Below are 16,272 nucleotides of genomic sequence, written 5' to 3'. Positions count from 1 at the left end.
AATAGTATGTCGAATAAATAGATAGATTAATAGATGCCTGAAAAAATGTATCTATTAGACGACGTATTAGTAAGCTCTAACTCTGAAATTAGAGTGGGAGGGTTATAATTGTTTTGTATAAACTGTGGAGCTAGTTTTTTAGAAAAAAATGCAAATTATTGTTCCCATTGTGGGAAAAGAAGAAATGATCATCATAAACTAATAAACAAAAAAACTCATTTACTAAGCTTCTTCATTCCAGTAGGAAGTTTTTTATCGGTTCTCTTTGTTCTACTATTTGTTTATTCTCATGAAACTGAAGTAAATGGAAATGTCATTACTTATCAAGAAAAAGCAGAAAAAGCTGCTTTAGCAGGGGAGTATAACAAAGCATTAGATTTTGTAGAAACCGGTCTTTCATATCGTAATAATTACGATGTTTTGTTAGATGAGAAAAAATTACTTTTAACAATTATGGATTTAAATGAGGATCTTACGGAAGTTGAAAAAATAATGAATGAACAGTATGAAAGTGCTCAAAGGGATCTTGATTTACTTAAGCGCCAAATGGGTACGAATCGATCACCATTATTTGTAAAGCTTAGTCACGAAATTAAACAGGCCGAAACTTCTGTCAAGGTTGGGGAAATGAAGGAAGAAATAAATAAACTAGAATCTATAGATGAGTTGGCTGACAAATTGGCCACTTTTTATTCGTTGGAATTACAAGAAGCTACTGAATTAAAACAACAGATTTATACGAAAATGGTCACAATTAGTTCGGTTAAAGCTGAAGAAAGCATGGCGAATAAACATTTTAACCAAGCGTTAAATGTAGTAGATGAGGCATTACAGTATGTTGTCAATAATGAGAAACTGCTATCACTAAAAGATCGGATAATAGAGGAAAAGACCGGTTTTGAACAAGCTGAACAAGAACGAATTAATAAAGCTCTTCAAGCCGCTAAAATGGAAGAACAACATAATCTTACAAAAGCCGTGGAATTAACAGCAGTCAATATAAAAGTTGATAAATATGGTGATGCATATATTAATGGTGCTGTAAAAAATAATGGAACTGAAACAGTGCACTCGATTGTTATTGAGTTTACAGTTAGCGATGAAAAAGGAAAGGAATTAGAATCAGGTAAAACAAATGTGTTTCCGAATAAGCTGGAGCCAGGTGAAACTGGTGATTTTGAACATGTGACTTATTCAACAAAAGAAAATGCAAAAGTTAACATTATGAATATTTCATGGCTATTAGAAGAGAAGAAAGGATAATTTATGAATAAGAGAATGATATATAGTATCATAGTATCCCTTCTAATTTGGATAGCAGGTGGGTTTGGCTATTTTTATATAAAAGAACAAACAACAAAAAATGTATTTTCTGAATCAACGATTTTAAACAAAATCGAAGATTCAAATAATGATCAAACTGTTCCGGCGATAAAGGAAATTATTCGTGAAGCTCAAAAGAAAGTTGTCATGGTTGAATTAGATGATGGAACTGTTGGTTCTGGCTTCTTATATAACGATAAAGGTGATATTATTACGAATGCACATGTTGTTAGTGGAGCTAGTGAGGTGAAAGTTAGAACAACCGATGCAAAAGGCTTCGATGGAAAAGTAATTGGAATAAGTACAGAAACGGATGTAGCGGTCGTTCGAGTTGAAGGTTTAGAGAATGTGGAGCCATTAAGTATATCACCAAATACCAAACTAGAAATTGGCGATGAAATATTGGCACTAGGTAGTCCATTAGGTTTTCAAAATACGGTTACAACTGGAATTATTAGTGGGACGGACAGAGAACTAAGTGTTGATCCGTATATTTATGAAGATGTGTATCAAATATCTGCACCCATTGCTCCAGGTAATAGTGGAGGTCCGCTGATTGACAGGCAAACAGGAGCTGTTATAGGCATTAATTCCGCTAGAATTGAGCAAGGAAATATCGGGTTTAGCCTCCCGATTAGTGCAGTATTACCACTTGTTAATAGTTGGTCAGAAACACCTATGAAGAACCTTCCTGTTGAACCTTCTATTGACGCAGTCGTTGATATAGACGAAAATAAGATTGTAGAAACATCAGATTATTTAATTAGCTACTTCATTGAGAGTATAACCTTTAATGATTTTGTCACTGCTTATTCCTTGTTAGGAAGTGAATGGCAGTCAAATGTAGATTATCAATCATTTCGTAAAGAGTATTTGAATATTTTATCTATAAGTATTAAAGAATTAAAAACAGTAAAAAAAGAAGAACAAATAATCGTTGAAACAGTCCTTGAGATTGTTAAAAGAACAGGTAGTGGTCAAGAAACTACTTCAACTTCTGTGAATTATGTGATAGCTTACGAGAATGATCAGGCCAAAATTATATCAGAGAAAAAGCAGGATTGATGATTCATAGATATTCCTTGGATTACTAAATAATATAAGGGGGTTATTATGAAAAACAAATTTGTTTTAATGGGAATTGCAGCCATTATTATTTCGCTTATTTTCGGTGGAATTGCCTATCAGCAGCTAGTTTCAGAAAATATGGATGAGGTGTACTTAAATCTCGCCTATAGCACATTGTGTTTGAGTATTGCAGTATATGTTTGGCATATTAAAGATGAAAAGCAAAAACATAAGAGTGAAAGTTAATTTATTAAAATGAGAGGGAAATCCCCTCTCATTTTTTGTACGTTAAAAGCAGAAATCAGCAGCACATGAAAAATTCCGACATAGTGTTTAATTCCTAAGTATTTAGCCTAAGTGCAATTACACATCACGCTTCATCTTTTAGGCTCGCCGTTCAGCTAGTTTTCTACTTAAAAAGTTTTATGATTATTCTGCTTCTTCTTCAGTTTGTTCAGCACCTTCTTCGGTTTCTTCAGTACCTTCTTCAGTTTCTTCTACATTTGTTTCTTCTTGTTCAGTATCCTCTGTGTTGTTACATGCAGCCATTAAAAATACAGCAAGTAAAGAAGCTCCAACTTTTAATAATAAACTTTTATTCATTGTCTTTTCCTCCCATGTAACGTTGAGTAATTTATATGTGAACCAGTTGGCTCAACTTAATAATAATGGAAATTTCAGGTGTGCATAGACTTTTTACAGAATCTGTACATGATCTTAAAAAATTAAAAATGAATTAAAAATTCATTAATGATCTTTACAGTAATTTATTGTAAAACTAGTTCAATCGATACTTCTAATCCCTCTTCAATCAGACTGTGGTAGGACAGCTCTTCGTTTATTCATCTTCTACATAATTTCGTCTTAAATGGAAAAAATGATGATAGTTCTTATGCAAAGGAGAGATAAGGTTGAAAAACAAAAATAAAAAATTAAGTTATGAATCAGATGGGAAAATGGGGAAGAAAGATGAGAAATCCTCAAAAAATGAAAAAAAAGAAGACCCGATGTTTTTTAATATGACTCAAAATAGTGAGTGAAGAAAAAGTGGAATAGATCTGATCATAAAAGATTCTATTCCACTTATTTTCGTTATGTTAGTAAGACTGATTAATCTGTGCTCTTTTAACAAAGGATATTTCGTCTTCAATTAGACCACAAGTGCCGCACTGTACTCGATAATTTGGACCTTTATATGAAACATGGAACGGATCTAAATTTGACTGCTGGAGCTCTTCTACTATATCTCCTGTTTGTGGGTTTAATTTAACCGGTTTTGCAAGTTGTTCAATAATATTAAACCGGGTTCGATTTGTTTTACAATTTGGGCATAAATATGGTGAAGACATTATTCTGACCTCCGTAATAATTCTTATTTTCTTTAGTATGTATAAACTATTTTTTTATATGTAAAAACGCTGTAGGTTTGGGAGTTCCTCTCAAACCTACAGCGTTTAATAAATATACACTATTCTTTTAATAGTTTTTTAAATAAGATAATGAAGTTTGCAATATCTTCATCACTAAAATCATTAAACTTTTCTAACAAAAAGTCTGTTTTCTTTTTTTCATATTGCTCAAGAATGTTTTTCCCATTCTCCGTTAAATGAATATCAACAATTCTACGGTCTTTGACAGAACGAACACGTTCAATCCAATTTTTTTCGATAAGAGAGTCAGTTACTGCTGTAATATGAGAAGCAGAAACATTTAGTATTTTGGATAAGTCAGATGACTTTTTTGGGCCAAGCTCGTACAAAGTTTTTAAAATGAAAAATTCATTTCTAGACATTTCATTATCATAAACTTGGTTCATTTCGTGACGAGTTTTCTTATACACATCACGCATTAGGGATTCCATCTCATACATCTTTTCTTGACGATTATTCAACCTAGTTTCCTCCGTACTATCAAAGTATCCTTTTAATAAGACTAAGGAATGTTATAGAATGTGTCAAGGTTTATTAAAGAAAATGATGTTGGAAGATAATAAAGAGACTTTCCATAAAAAGCTGTTTACTTTCTAAGTTTTATTGCATGATATATAATAGAATTCATTAGTTAATAGGAGGGAAGTAATCGATGAATAAGCACAAGTTGGAACTCGCTACATTTGCTGGTGGTTGCTTTTGGTGTATGGTCCAGCCCTTCGATGAGTTACCAGGTATCGAAAGTGTTATTTCAGGCTATACCGGGGGAAATAAGGAAAATCCTACATATGAGGAAGTTTGTTCAAATACAACAGGGCATCTTGAGGCTGTACAAATTACGTACAATCCTGAAATATTTCCTTATGAAAAGCTGTTAGAATTATTTTGGCAACAAATTGATCCAACAGATTCAGGTGGTCAATTTTTTGATAGAGGAGAATCTTATAAAACAGCTATTTTCTATCATACAGAAGAACAGAAGAAGTTGGCAGAAGCCTCAAAAGAGACATTGGAAAAAAGCGGAAGATTTTCGAAGCCTATCGTTACAATGATTCTTGAGGCAAAACCATTTTATCCTGCGGAAGAATACCATCAGGACTTCTATAAAAAAAGTACCGGTCGTTACAAACAATATCGAACAGGATCTGGTAGAGATCGATTTATACAAGAGCATTGGAATGGTAATAACAAAGAAGATTTAAAATCTACTTTATCTCCTATACAATATGAAGTTACTCAAAACAATGGAACAGAACCTCCTTTTCACAATGAGTTTTGGAATCACGTAGAAGAAGGTATTTATGTAGACATTGTTTCCGGAAAACCGTTATTCAGTTCAAAAGACAAATATGACGCAGGATGTGGGTGGCCTAGTTTTACAAAACCGATCCAAGACTTTGAAGTTGTCGAGAAAATGGATACAACGCATGGAATGATTCGTACAGAAGTAAGAAGTAAAACAGCTGATTCACATTTAGGTCATGTATTTGATGATGGACCAGGTCCTAATGGATTAAGATATTGTATTAATTCGGCTGCTTTAAGATTTATCCCAAAGGATGATTTAGAAAAAGAGGGGTATGGTAAATATGCCCAGTTATTTAATAAATAGCAAAAAGGCTGAATTATGTTCAGCCTTTTTCTAGTATAGACACTTTTGTATTCTTTGTATTAAAATGGGAATAAAATAGAAGAGGAGGAGTAGAGAAGATGTCAGTATTAGGCTTTGAGCATGTTGGAATACAAGTGGAAAATATTGAAAGAAGCATTACATTTTACAAAGATGTAGTTGGTCTTGATTTGCTTGATCAATTTTTACATACAGATGGGAATATGAAGCTAGCATTTTTAGGTGTGGGAGGCAATATTATTGTTGAACTTATAGAAGGATATAATCCTAATTTACCTGATGAAGGAAAGGTTCATCATATTGCTTTTCAAGTTGATAATATTGAGAAAGAAAGAGATAGATTACGTGCGGCAAACGTAGAATGGATTTTTGAAGAGATCACAGAGTTGCCAAATGGAGCAAAGTATATTTTCTTTAGAGGTCCAGAAAAAGAATGGATTGAATTTTTTGAACGTTAAAGAAAGGAAACCGGCCTATGGATGCAGCCTGGTTTTTTGCTTTTTATTTTTAAATTAGTTTTTTACCTAAAGATAGGCGAATGCACATACGATACAACCCACCCATGACATAAAGTAAAGGGAAATCTAAATTCGATACGAGGAGTGAAACAATATGCATTGCCATTATGATTATGGATACCCAAGCACAGGTGGATACGGTTATGGAAATAGCTTCGTATTAATTGTTGTGTTGTTCATCTTATTAATTATCGTTGGTGCAGCTTACATTCACTAATCTCAATTAAAAGGAGCTCCGATGTGAGCTCTTTTTTTATACATAAGTTGGTTCGTAATATAGCTGAAGTGTTAATCTATATTAGGAAATATTACGTTTATTATGTTAACTTCGAATCTTAAGTGGTTGACATAATAATAACCATTCATTACCATTAGTATAAGCAATCTAAGGGGGAATGATAAAATGAAATGGGAATTATTGGCCGACGATGTGATTAATGGAAGAGCTTTAACCAGAGAAGAAGCAAAGTCAATTTTAACGTGTGATGATGATGACTTGTTATTACTATTAAATGGTGCATTTAAGATTAGAAAACATTATTATGGAAAAAAAGTGAAGCTTAATATGATCATCAACACTAAATCAGGATTATGTCCTGAGAATTGTGGTTATTGTTCACAATCAATTGTTTCAAAAGCACCAATAGAGAAATATAGAATGCTAGATAAAGAATCTATTTTAAAAGGTGCAGAGCAAGCTCATAACTTAAAAGTGGGTACATATTGTATTGTTGCAAGTGGCCGGGGTCCAAGTGATAAGGAAGTTGATCATGTAACATCTGCTGTTGGTGAAATAAAGGACAAATATGGATTGAAAATTTGTGCATGCCTAGGTATCTTAAAACCAGATCAGGCAAGGCGTTTAAAAGAAGCTGGAGTAGATCGTTATAATCATAATATAAATACATCAAAAGAACATCATTCTTCTATCACGACTTCGCATACATACGAAGATCGTACGAATACAGTTGAGTTGGTAAAGCAGAGTGGTATTTCACCTTGTTCTGGTGTAATTGTTGGAATGCGTGAAACATTAGATGATGTGGTAAATATGGCATATAGTTTAAGAGAATTAGATGCAGATTCAATCCCTGTAAACTTTTTACATGCAATAGATGGTACACCTCTTGAAGGAACTAATGATTTAAATCCTAGATATTGTTTGAAAGTACTAGCTTTATTTCGATACATAAACCCAACAAAAGAAATTAGAATTTCTGGTGGACGTGAAGTGAATTTAAGGTCCCTACAACCACTTGGCTTATATGCAGCAAATTCCATATTTGTTGGAGATTATTTGACAACAGCTGGACAAGAAAGCACTGCAGACCATAAAATGCTTATGGATCTTGGATTTGAGATAGATTTTCAGTATGAAGAAATGAGTGTTTAAAATTTACCGGAACTAAACCACAGTAAATCTGCTGTGGTTTTACTTGTTATATAGTTGAGGATTTAAGAAGATCACCTTTTGGTTAAGGGAGAAATATAATCGAGGCTTGATTAAAGTTCTTCAGTTGTATTATCCTAGTCTTTAATAAGCAAAAACAACGGGGGAATACCAGATGAAGTCCTTTTATCATTATTTAATGAAATATCGTCATCCAAAACCAAAGGATGAGTTATCTAAATTTGCCAATGATGCGTATCTTGATCATGCTTTTCCAAAGACAACTGATCGTTATGATGAGCTAAGTTCTTATTTGGAGATGAACGGTCATTATTTACAAAGCATGTCAGTTTTCGACGATGCCTGGGATCGTTATCAAAATGAAATTTTAAGAAGAATATAACGAAAAGGACAAAGATGAACAAATGCTCATCTTTGTCCTTTTCGTTTTCGTTGTAAAAACTATCCATGACGAATTTAAAGTTTCAGCATATACTATCTTATCCTTACAATCACGACAAAGGAGAGATGAAAAATGAAAAATAAAAACAGACCAAAATTTAAAATAGGGGATATTGTCGTGATTATTATGTATGGAACTGTGGGTACCATAACTAAGCTCCATTTTGTTGATCATCAGTATGCGTACGAAGTGAATCATGGTGATATTTTGTATTATGAAAATGCCCTTCAATTATTTTCTGATTATGAAGGATCTCTTATTGAGACAGAGAAAATAAATATTGATGTTCACTATCAAATAGGTGATATTGTTTTAGTTAAAGAATACGGTAGCTCTTTATTTCGCATAGTAGGTGTGAGAACAGAAGTGTGGAGATATGCGGAAGATGGGTGGGAAGAACTAACATATGAATTAAATCGCATGTCTGATGGGGAATGGTTAGAAGCTACTGAAGATGAAATGAGCCTAATGATCAGCAATCAAGAGGCTGAGTCTTTTATGCAGCAGCTTCATTTGCATAATACAATTTCAGACGAAAGTCGATATTATGCATCAATGATTCATAGTTACATTGGTCTCGAGTCAACAAAACAACCTGTTGAAGAAGAAAATTATAAAAAGTTAATTGATGAAATGCTTGATATCTATAACGATTATGAAACCTTATATAAAATGTTTCATGATGAAGAATACAAAGATATGATGAACTTAATTTTAAAGAGCTTATATAGATATAAAGAATAGTTTATAAGGCCAAAGAGATAATGAGATAAATAAGGTAAGGAACACAGAAAAAGACCATTCCATAAGATAATGCTTTTAATGAATTTTCTAAAAGAGAATCAAAGCCTTTCCCATCAATAAAATCTAGTACACGTTCTTTAGAACTTTGTTGTTTCTTTTCACTATAAACTGCAGTATATTGAATGTCTTTTAACATATCGATTTCCGCCCCTTTTTTAAGCTTGTCCACTTAAAACTATCTATATGTTTTTACTCTATATTTATTCCTGTTCATTTTATAAAGTCTTATAAAAAAATTATTCATTGATTTGCATATGTCCCTTTAAATGGACATAAAAAATAGAAGGGGGGCGATATTGTGAAGGAAATAGAAGTAATTATTGATACTGAGGAGATTGCTGAGTTCTTTTACAATGAGCTCACAAAAAGAGGGTATGTTCCAGGTGAAGAAGAACTTGGAGAACTTGCAGATATAACATTCGATTACCTTCTTAACAAATGCATTATCGATGAAGATTTAGACTATGAAGAGAATGAATAGGAAGAATACCTAGAAAGGCTGACATGAATTTTACATGTCAGCCTTTTTTATTATGTTAATAGTTCTTTCATTGTTGACAATGCTTTAATGAGCTTTAAATCATGTTTTACATTCTTAGTGATAACTTGAAATTCAATATTTAAGGGGTTATTAAAATTCTTTATTTGTGAAAAGTCTATATACCAATCTTGGTATTTTGGAAAAGTGTGTGGAACATCCTCCCAAGCCTTAGCCAGTGGTGGGCTGTAAATTTTATGATCGTCCATTATGTTATTGGTGAAAATATGTGGCCAATAATCATGACGTGAAGCTGTGTGTTCATGTTTAGTAGCAAACTGAGAAAATGAAGAAAGCCAATTTTTTGAAAAAAGGATGCTGTATAGTTTTTTACCAGTATCTATTCTTGTCTTAATAGAAGAAAAATCATGAACTTCTAAACCTGCTAATGAATGCTTATTTAAAAAGCGGTAGCGTTTAAAAGGAAAAAGAACATGTGTGAAACCTAATTTTTCCTGAAGCAAATACATAAACGAAAGTAGAACAGTTTTTTTTATGAAGGGAAGTGTCATTAAGTGTTTTTCAACATAATGCTGTTCATTCGTTATTAATGCATATGTTAGAAGTGAAGGTTGTTGTGAAGTAAAGAAGAATTTCCAAATTGGAATCATGAACTTAGAAACATGAAACGAGGGTAATAAATGGGAATAATCAGTAGAATCTTCTTTGCTTTTTTTATAGAGTAATAGCTGTGGATAGGCATCATGAAAAATCAGGGCATTTGCTCTTTCTAAAAAATGAAACAGAATTGTTTGTTGCTTGCTTTCAACGAAAGATTCAAGTAAAGGACTTTTCAAATCGGTCATATTGTACCCTCCATTGCGTGAAACCATATGCGCAAGAAAAGCCCAATGAATCTCTGGATGTTGACGATAAAATGTTAAATACGCATTTGTTCTAGTAAGATTATTTTTATTATTAATTTTTGTTTCATTAGAAATAGTGTTGATTATTTTTCTTTCTTTTTGTGTAATAACAAAAGGAGAAGATTCTTTCAATATATTCTTCAGTTGCTGCTCAAGAAACTGGTCGTTTGCTTTTTTATTTCTAGTTTCTTCATTCATAATTAAACCGTCCTTTAAGTTTAGGCTGTTTATTAAAGTAGTTGTAGTAAATTCCTATTTTATTTGTATGAAATTTATGAAACCTTTGTTCTTTCTTGTCGTATATACTAATGAGCTATAATAAAAATAAAATTTTTAGAAAGAGGGATTTAATATGTTAAAGAAAATCCTTAAATCTTTATTATCTTCAAGTAAACATTCACATTCATACCGAAGAAGCTACAGTTCGAGTGATTTTAAAAGAAGAAAATCTCATCATTATCATCCATCAAAATATGGGCATCAACATTACAAAAGAAAGCATAAATCAAGTGGTTTTTTTAGTTCATATAGTAGCTAATGAACAAGTTCACCAAAAAGTGGATTGAATTAACAGAGCAACCATTAAAAGCTCATCAAATTGTAAATGAAAGATATATCATTAAGAAGCTTTTAGGCAAAGGTAGCTATGGGTTCACATATTTAGTGAAAGATGAAGAAAATCAGAATAAAGTGCTAAAGCAATTACGGAAGTATAAAATGCTCGAAAAGTCTGGGGAAGAATCTTTTAAACAAGAAGTCACTATTTTAAAAACTTTAAACGACTCTTCCTTTCCAACTTTTTATGATGAATTTATAGAAAATGAAAAACATTTTATTGTGATGGAATATAAAAAAGGAAAAACATATGAAGATTTAATTTTTATAGAAAATATGACATTTTCAGAAGAAGAAGCATTGAAAGAGCTTTATGACGTACTTGTATTAGTAAAATTGTTTCATAGTATCGGATGGGTTCACCGCGACTTACGTATTCCTAATATCTTGAAAAATGAAGAAAAAAAGTACATTATTGATTTTGGTCTGGCTAGATTCATAAATGATAATCATTCTGAACAATTTGATTCTTTAGAGAAAAAGTTGTTTCGAGAAGTTTCATTTAAAAGTGATTTTTATGCATTAGGTCATTTTCTTTTATTTTTACTTTATTCCTCATATCAACCAAAAACTAGGGAAAAAAGAACATGGGAAGAAGAGTTGGATATTTCAAACCATACAAAAAGAATTCTACGTAAAATGCTTCAGTTAGATGAACCATATGATGAGATCAATCAAATTATGAAGGATATAAAAAGGGTCATAAAATGAGGAGGAATCAAAATGTCATTTTTTAATAAAATCCTGGCAAGTGTTGGAGTTGGTTCTGCAAAGGTTGATGCTAAACTTTCTAAATCATCTATCATGATTGGTGAAAAAGTAGAAGGAGTTATTGATGTACAAGGTGGAAATGTAGAACAAGCTGTTGATGAGATCTATTTAACAGTCAACACAAATTATGAAAAAGAACAAGATGATCGCGTAATCAATAAGCATGTTGTGATCGCAACCATTAAGTTAAATGAACCGTTTGTAATTATGCCTGGAGAAACGAAAACATTCCCTTTCCAAATTGAAATGCCATTAGACACACCGGTTAGTGTAGGTTCATCACAAGTATGGATTCAAACAGGTGTGGACATAAAAGGTGCTGTTGATCCACAAGATCGAGATATTGTGACAATTTTACCTAATAATATGATGGATCAGATTTTAAATGTTATGAAAGAATTAGGCTTTTCCTTAAGAAAGGTCAAAAACGAAGAGGCTTCATTTAAATTAAGAAAAAGATTACCGTTTGTACAAGAATTTGAATTTATTCCAACATCGGGTTCGTATTATGGAAAATTCGATGAAGTGGAAGTTATGTTTTTCTTAATTGATGATCAAAAAATAGAGGTTGTAGTAGAAGTCGACCGCCGTGCAAGGGGCTTGCTGGTCTTTTTTCAGAAGCACTTGATTTAGATGAATCTATAATTAAATTTACCATAGAAGAAAATGAACTGCATCAAGTAAAAAACATTTTCAAGGAAATTCTAGAAAATCATAGTTAGAAAAGGAAAACTATTGGAACAGAATAAAGTTCCAATAGTTTTTGGATGTATTTACGCTGTTACATTATTTACTAATGTTTCTATATCCTGCTCCATGTCAATAGGATCTGTTGTACATTCAAAACGTTTTACAACGTTACCTTCCTGATCAATTAAGAATTTGGTGAAATTCCATTTAATTGAGTAATTATCTGTTAAATATTCTGGGTGTTTTTCATTTAGTAACGGAATTAGTATTTTTGCAACAGGATGGAAAGGATTGAATCCCTCAAAAGGTTTACTTTGTGATAGATAATCGAATAATGGGTGAATGTTTTCATCTCTTACATCTATTTTTTGGAATAATGGAAAACTAACACCATAGTTTAATAGACAGTTCGCTTGAATAGATTCATTTGAATCAGGTTCTTGGTTATCAAATTGATTACAAGGGAATCCTAATATTACAAAATCTTTTTCTTTATAGCGATTATATAGCTTTTGTAAGTCTTCATATTGATATGTAAATCCACATCTACCTGCAGTATTAACAACTAATAATACTTTCCCTTTATAGTCTTCAAGAGATCTTTCCGTTCCATTCATTGCTTTCGCTGTAAAATGATATATACTCACAAACAGTCCTCCAAGATTAATAGTTATTTTTTCCTATGAAATTTGACTCAATTGTATTATACATGAATAATTTCATCATTTAAAAGAAATTCATTCATACTCGCTAACTTTTTTTTCATATTAATAAAATATAAAAATTTACCGATAGAATAATAGTGTAGGTAATTTGTTTTAAAAAAATGTAACAATTAGGTAGAAAATATCGTTATATGTATATTAAACTATTCTTATTTAAACTCTAACTTCTAGTTGCATTTACATGTTTAAGTTTTAAAGTATGTTACGTAGAGCACTTTTGCAAAAAGGGGAAAAAGAAATGGACGAGAAAAAGGCATCTTTATCAAGGGTAACCAATCGAAGGAAACGAAGAAGACTAAAAAAGGTTTATAGAAGAATACTTCTTGGCATTATTTTCATCATAATAGTAAGTTCTGCATATTCACTCCTAAAACCAGAAAAATCAGCAGTTGTAACGACATCTGAGCATGAAAGAAAAGAGAGTGTTATATCTGAAAAACAACTAGTGGAAGTGCAAAGTGATGTAGATGCGTCAATAAAAATTAGTGCTGCTGGTGATTTTACACTAGGTATGGATGAGAATTTTGAGTATAATGGTTCATTTGTTCATACAGCTTCTATGAATGGTCTGTCTTACTTTTTAGAAGGACTTAATGATGTTTTTAAAGAAGATGACCTTACTACTGTAAATTTAGAAACAACCTTAACGAATGCAACAGAAAAAGCTGAGAAAACATTTCGTTTTAAAGGAGATCCTGAATATGCCCAAATACTAAAACTTGGTGGAATTGAGGCAGTCAATTTAGCAAATAATCATATTTTTGATTATAAGCAAAAAGGATATGAAGATACAATCGAGGCTTTAAAAGAGAAAGAGGTTGGTTATTTTGGTTATGAAAATCAATTTATCACAACCATTAAGGAAGTTAAAATCGGTGCATTGGGTTACGAAGGATGGGAGGATACCGCAGAAATCCGCTCAACAATCGAGAAAGACATACAGTCTTTAAGAGAGCAGGGAGTACAAATTGTGTTGATCCACTTTCATTGGGGTGATGAGAAACACTATGTTCCAAATGAGGATCAAAAATCACTTGCAAGATTTAGTATAGATGCTGGAGCAGACTTAATATTAGGTCATCATCCACATGTTTTACAAGGAATTGAGGAGTATAACGGAAAGTTTATTGTTTACAGTCTAGGTAACTTTATGTTTGGAGGAAATAAAAACCCTTCTGACAAGGATACATTTGTTTTTCAGCAAACGTTTCATATAGAAAATGGTGAACTTAGTGACAAAAAAGAAATTAATGTTATTCCGTTTTCGATTTCATCTGTTTCATCTCATAATGATTATCAACCAACCTTATTAAGTGGGGGTGAATATGAGAGAGTTAAGGATAAAATCATTCATTATTCCAATCAAGTGAAGGGATCTGACTGGATCGTTTATGATACAGAAGAAGAAGTTACAGAATAAATTCCAAGACAGGAGAGCTTCGTTGCTTTTCTGTCTTTTTGTTATACTAATTAGCTTTATTACTATCCTTTTTCTAAATATAATATCTTTTAACAAAATGAGTAATTAAGGTATAATAGAGTTTAGTGATTATATTTAAAGCATTACAATATATAAGTTTTTTATTAGTAGATTTAACGTTGAAAGTGAGTGTTTTTAATGGGTCGTAAATGGAATAATATTAAGGAAAAGAAAGCTTCTAAAGATGCAAATACTAGTCGTATTTATGCAAAGTTTGGTCGGGAAATATATGTGGTAGCAAAGCAAGGTGAGCCAGATCCAGAAGCTAACCAAGCATTAAAAGTTGTTCTTGAGCGTGCGAAGACATATAGTGTACCAAAAACAATAATTGACCGTGCAATCGAAAAAGCAAAAGGTGGAACCGAAGAAAGCTATGATGAGCTTCGATATGAGGGATTTGGACCAAATGGTTCAATGGTCATCGTTGATGCTCTTACAAATAACGTGAACCGTACAGCTTCAGATGTTCGTGCTGCATTCGGAAAAAACGGTGGAAATATGGGTGTTAGTGGTTCTGTAGCTTATATGTTTGATGCAACAGCTGTTATTGGGGTTGAAGGAAAAACAGCTGATGAGGTTTTAGAACTATTAATGGAAGCAGATGTTGATGCAAGAGATATTCTAGAAGAAGATGATTCAGTTATCGTATATGCAGAGCCTGATCAATTTCATGCAGTTCAAGAAGCATTTAAAGGTGTTGGTATAACTGATTTTACAGTTGCTGAACTAACGATGCTTGCGCAAAGTGATATAACACTGTCAGATGATGCAAAAGCTCAATTTGAAAAAATGATTGACGCGTTAGAAGATTTAGAAGACGTAAAACAAGTCTTCCATAATGTAGATTTAAGTGAATAAGTAATAATCCAAACCTTCGTTTTTATATTACGAAGGTTTTCTTTATTTGGATTGCTATTTAAATGCTTAAATATATCGAAATATTTTCAAAAAGATGACCACAAAAAAGACCGATAATAGCAAGGCTCTAATAGGATAAATAAAATGAAATCGAATCATTGGAAATATAATTGTGACTGAATCTTATTATCTACTTTCCATTTACAAATAATTCCATATAGTGGTATCAACTATTTTTTGGAACATTTTACCTATTTGTTTCTTTGAAAATGCTATTTACATTAACGTAACGTAAGGCTTTATGATTTTTATCAGGGGGACTGAAGATGGAATACACAGTAAAAAAGCTGGCAACATTGGCTGGTGTGAGTACAAGAACCTTACGATACTATGATGAGATTGGAATTCTTAAGCCGGCGAGAATCAATTCATCAGGTTATCGTATATATGGACATGATGAAGTTAATAAATTGCAGCAAATTATGTTTTATCGTGAACTTGGTGTTGACTTAGATAGCATTAAGCAAATTTTATCATCTCCATCATTTGATCAAACAGCTGCCCTTGAAGAACATTTAGAAAATCTTTTATCTAAACGAGCACAACTAAATGTTCTAATTGAAAATGTAACAAAAACAATTGCTACAAAGGAAGGGAGAATAACAATGAGTGACAATGAAAAATTTGAGGGCTTCAAAGATCAATTAATTGAGGAAAATGAACAAAAATATGGAGAGGAAATTAGATCAAAATATGGTAATGCTACAGTTGACAAATCAAACAATAAATTAAAAAACATGTCCCAATATCAATATTCACAAGCTGAACAATTAGGTGCTGATATTTTAAATATTCTTAATGAAGCGTTTAAAACAGGTGACCCCGGGAGTGAGCTTGCTCAAAAAACAGCAGATTTACATCGCCAATGGTTAAGTTTGTATTGGGATCACTATACAAAGGAAGCGCATGCAGGACTAGCGCAAATGTATGTTGAAGATGAACGTTTCTCAGCATATTATGATAAAGAAAATAAAGGAACTGCTGAATTTCTAAGAGATGCAATTTTGATTTATACAAGCCAAAACAAAGCTGAAGAATGAGTT

Annotated in this window: 22 protein-coding genes and 1 pseudogene; 17 read left to right on the top strand and 6 right to left on the bottom strand. The window is 32.1% G+C overall.

The genetic code is table 11. The annotated features are described in order from the left end of the window. Nucleotides 1-108: 108 nt before the first annotated feature. From MVE64_RS03540 to ypmT, 3 genes are read left to right on the top strand one after another with little or no spacing between them, the layout of a single operon-like run. Nucleotides 109-1,263, top strand: coding sequence for an FxLYD domain-containing protein (locus MVE64_RS03540; protein WP_247343849.1), 1,155 nt, complete (start codon nucleotides 109-111; stop codon nucleotides 1,261-1,263). Between the two features lie 3 nt (nucleotides 1,264-1,266). Next, nucleotides 1,267-2,388 carry a S1C family serine protease gene (locus tag MVE64_RS03535; RefSeq protein ID WP_247343847.1) on the top strand — a complete coding sequence of 374 codons (1,122 nt, stop codon included), beginning with the start codon at nucleotides 1,267-1,269 and terminating at the stop codon, nucleotides 2,386-2,388. 48 nt (nucleotides 2,389-2,436) lie between these two features. Then, nucleotides 2,437-2,637 (top strand): protein YpmT, encoded by a 201-nt coding sequence (ypmT, locus tag MVE64_RS03530; protein ID WP_247343846.1) that lies wholly within the window; start codon nucleotides 2,437-2,439, stop codon nucleotides 2,635-2,637. A gap of 183 nt (nucleotides 2,638-2,820) precedes the next feature. Here the strand turns inward: ypmT and MVE64_RS03525 are convergent, their stop codons facing one another. Then, nucleotides 2,821-2,994 carry a hypothetical protein gene (locus MVE64_RS03525; protein ID WP_247343844.1) on the bottom strand — a complete coding sequence of 58 codons (174 nt, stop codon included), beginning with the start codon at nucleotides 2,992-2,994 and terminating at the stop codon, nucleotides 2,821-2,823. Nucleotides 2,995-3,302: 308 nt separating this feature from the next. Here MVE64_RS03525 and MVE64_RS27325 point away from each other — a divergent pair, with 308 nt between their 5' ends. Then, nucleotides 3,303-3,431, top strand: a complete 129-nt coding sequence (locus MVE64_RS27325; protein ID WP_255301700.1) for a hypothetical protein — start codon at nucleotides 3,303-3,305, stop codon at nucleotides 3,429-3,431. A 57-nt stretch (nucleotides 3,432-3,488) separates the two neighbouring features. On the opposite strand, the gene MVE64_RS03520 is transcribed toward MVE64_RS27325, so the two are convergent. After that, complete coding sequence (locus tag MVE64_RS03520; protein ID WP_121662490.1) at nucleotides 3,489-3,740, bottom strand: DNA alkylation repair protein; 252 nt, start codon at nucleotides 3,738-3,740, stop codon at nucleotides 3,489-3,491. Between the two features lie 119 nt (nucleotides 3,741-3,859). Further along, complete coding sequence (locus MVE64_RS03515) at nucleotides 3,860-4,282, bottom strand: MarR family winged helix-turn-helix transcriptional regulator (protein WP_247343840.1); 423 nt, start codon at nucleotides 4,280-4,282, stop codon at nucleotides 3,860-3,862. 191 nt (nucleotides 4,283-4,473) lie between these two features. On the opposite strand from MVE64_RS03515, the gene msrB reads away from it, so the two are divergent. From msrB to MVE64_RS03485, 6 genes and pseudogenes are all read left to right on the top strand, one after another. Beyond that, nucleotides 4,474-5,433, top strand: a complete 960-nt coding sequence (gene msrB, locus MVE64_RS03510; RefSeq protein WP_247343837.1) for a peptide-methionine (R)-S-oxide reductase MsrB — start codon at nucleotides 4,474-4,476, stop codon at nucleotides 5,431-5,433. 98 nt (nucleotides 5,434-5,531) lie between these two features. Next, nucleotides 5,532-5,909: a VOC family protein gene (locus tag MVE64_RS03505; RefSeq protein ID WP_098799492.1), complete on the top strand. Its 378-nt coding sequence runs from the start codon at nucleotides 5,532-5,534 to the stop codon at nucleotides 5,907-5,909. Between the two features lie 199 nt (nucleotides 5,910-6,108). Beyond that, nucleotides 6,109-6,186, top strand: a pseudogene (locus tag MVE64_RS03500) (YjcZ family sporulation protein); the annotation flags it as partial. 186 nt (nucleotides 6,187-6,372) lie between these two features. After that, on the top strand, nucleotides 6,373-7,362 hold the full coding sequence (gene bioB / locus MVE64_RS03495; RefSeq protein WP_247343834.1) for a biotin synthase BioB: 990 nt from the start codon (nucleotides 6,373-6,375) through the stop codon (nucleotides 7,360-7,362). Nucleotides 7,363-7,534: 172 nt separating this feature from the next. After that, nucleotides 7,535-7,762 carry a YozE family protein gene (locus MVE64_RS03490; RefSeq protein WP_247343832.1) on the top strand — a complete coding sequence of 76 codons (228 nt, stop codon included), beginning with the start codon at nucleotides 7,535-7,537 and terminating at the stop codon, nucleotides 7,760-7,762. A gap of 132 nt (nucleotides 7,763-7,894) precedes the next feature. Further along, the gene (locus MVE64_RS03485) at nucleotides 7,895-8,566 is read left to right on the top strand and encodes a hypothetical protein (RefSeq protein WP_247343829.1); all 672 of its coding nucleotides are present in this window, start codon (nucleotides 7,895-7,897) and stop codon (nucleotides 8,564-8,566) included. Between the two features lies 1 nt (nucleotide 8,567). Here MVE64_RS03485 and MVE64_RS03480 read toward each other — a convergent pair whose 3' ends face one another. Then, a complete protein-coding gene (locus MVE64_RS03480) occupies nucleotides 8,568-8,762 on the bottom strand; it encodes a hypothetical protein (RefSeq protein ID WP_247343826.1) in 195 nt (64 codons plus the stop codon). A gap of 162 nt (nucleotides 8,763-8,924) precedes the next feature. On the opposite strand from MVE64_RS03480, the gene MVE64_RS03475 reads away from it, so the two are divergent. Beyond that, nucleotides 8,925-9,107 carry a YozD family protein gene (locus tag MVE64_RS03475; RefSeq protein ID WP_098799498.1) on the top strand — a complete coding sequence of 61 codons (183 nt, stop codon included), beginning with the start codon at nucleotides 8,925-8,927 and terminating at the stop codon, nucleotides 9,105-9,107. A gap of 50 nt (nucleotides 9,108-9,157) precedes the next feature. Here MVE64_RS03475 and MVE64_RS03470 read toward each other — a convergent pair whose 3' ends face one another. After that, the gene (locus MVE64_RS03470) at nucleotides 9,158-10,228 is read right to left on the bottom strand and encodes a DUF2515 family protein (protein ID WP_247343824.1); all 1,071 of its coding nucleotides are present in this window, start codon (nucleotides 10,226-10,228) and stop codon (nucleotides 9,158-9,160) included. A 154-nt stretch (nucleotides 10,229-10,382) separates the two neighbouring features. Between MVE64_RS03470 and MVE64_RS03465 the strand changes: the two genes are divergently transcribed. The 3 genes from MVE64_RS03465 to MVE64_RS03455 are packed head-to-tail and all read left to right on the top strand — an operon-like array spanning nucleotide 10,383 to nucleotide 12,049. Beyond that, nucleotides 10,383-10,568: a hypothetical protein gene (locus tag MVE64_RS03465; protein WP_098799500.1), complete on the top strand. Its 186-nt coding sequence runs from the start codon at nucleotides 10,383-10,385 to the stop codon at nucleotides 10,566-10,568. Further along, nucleotides 10,568-11,356 (top strand): serine/threonine protein kinase, encoded by a 789-nt coding sequence (locus MVE64_RS03460; RefSeq protein ID WP_247343821.1) that lies wholly within the window; start codon nucleotides 10,568-10,570, stop codon nucleotides 11,354-11,356. Before MVE64_RS03465 ends, MVE64_RS03460 begins: the two co-directional genes overlap by 1 nt. A gap of 12 nt (nucleotides 11,357-11,368) precedes the next feature. Continuing rightward, nucleotides 11,369-12,049: a sporulation protein gene (locus MVE64_RS03455; protein WP_247343818.1), complete on the top strand. Its 681-nt coding sequence runs from the start codon at nucleotides 11,369-11,371 to the stop codon at nucleotides 12,047-12,049. Between the two features lie 140 nt (nucleotides 12,050-12,189). On the opposite strand, the gene MVE64_RS03450 is transcribed toward MVE64_RS03455, so the two are convergent. Continuing rightward, a complete protein-coding gene (locus MVE64_RS03450) occupies nucleotides 12,190-12,753 on the bottom strand; it encodes a glutathione peroxidase (RefSeq protein WP_247343816.1) in 564 nt (187 codons plus the stop codon). Nucleotides 12,754-13,069: 316 nt separating this feature from the next. Here MVE64_RS03450 and MVE64_RS03445 point away from each other — a divergent pair, with 316 nt between their 5' ends. The 3 genes from MVE64_RS03445 (at nucleotide 13,070) to MVE64_RS03435 (ending at nucleotide 16,269) form a co-directional block, all read left to right on the top strand. Then, nucleotides 13,070-14,251, top strand: a complete 1,182-nt coding sequence (locus MVE64_RS03445) for a CapA family protein (RefSeq protein WP_247343814.1) — start codon at nucleotides 13,070-13,072, stop codon at nucleotides 14,249-14,251. A gap of 198 nt (nucleotides 14,252-14,449) precedes the next feature. Continuing rightward, nucleotides 14,450-15,169, top strand: coding sequence for a YebC/PmpR family DNA-binding transcriptional regulator (locus tag MVE64_RS03440; protein WP_247343812.1), 720 nt, complete (start codon nucleotides 14,450-14,452; stop codon nucleotides 15,167-15,169). A 326-nt stretch (nucleotides 15,170-15,495) separates the two neighbouring features. Next, nucleotides 15,496-16,269: a MerR family transcriptional regulator gene (locus MVE64_RS03435; RefSeq protein WP_247343810.1), complete on the top strand. Its 774-nt coding sequence runs from the start codon at nucleotides 15,496-15,498 to the stop codon at nucleotides 16,267-16,269. Nucleotides 16,270-16,272: the final 3 nt, after the last annotated feature.

Source organism: Metabacillus endolithicus, from assembly GCF_023078335.1.
GTDB classification, from domain to species: domain Bacteria; phylum Bacillota; class Bacilli; order Bacillales; family Bacillaceae; genus Metabacillus; species Metabacillus endolithicus.
This window is presented reverse-complemented; position numbering and strand designations above follow the sequence as displayed.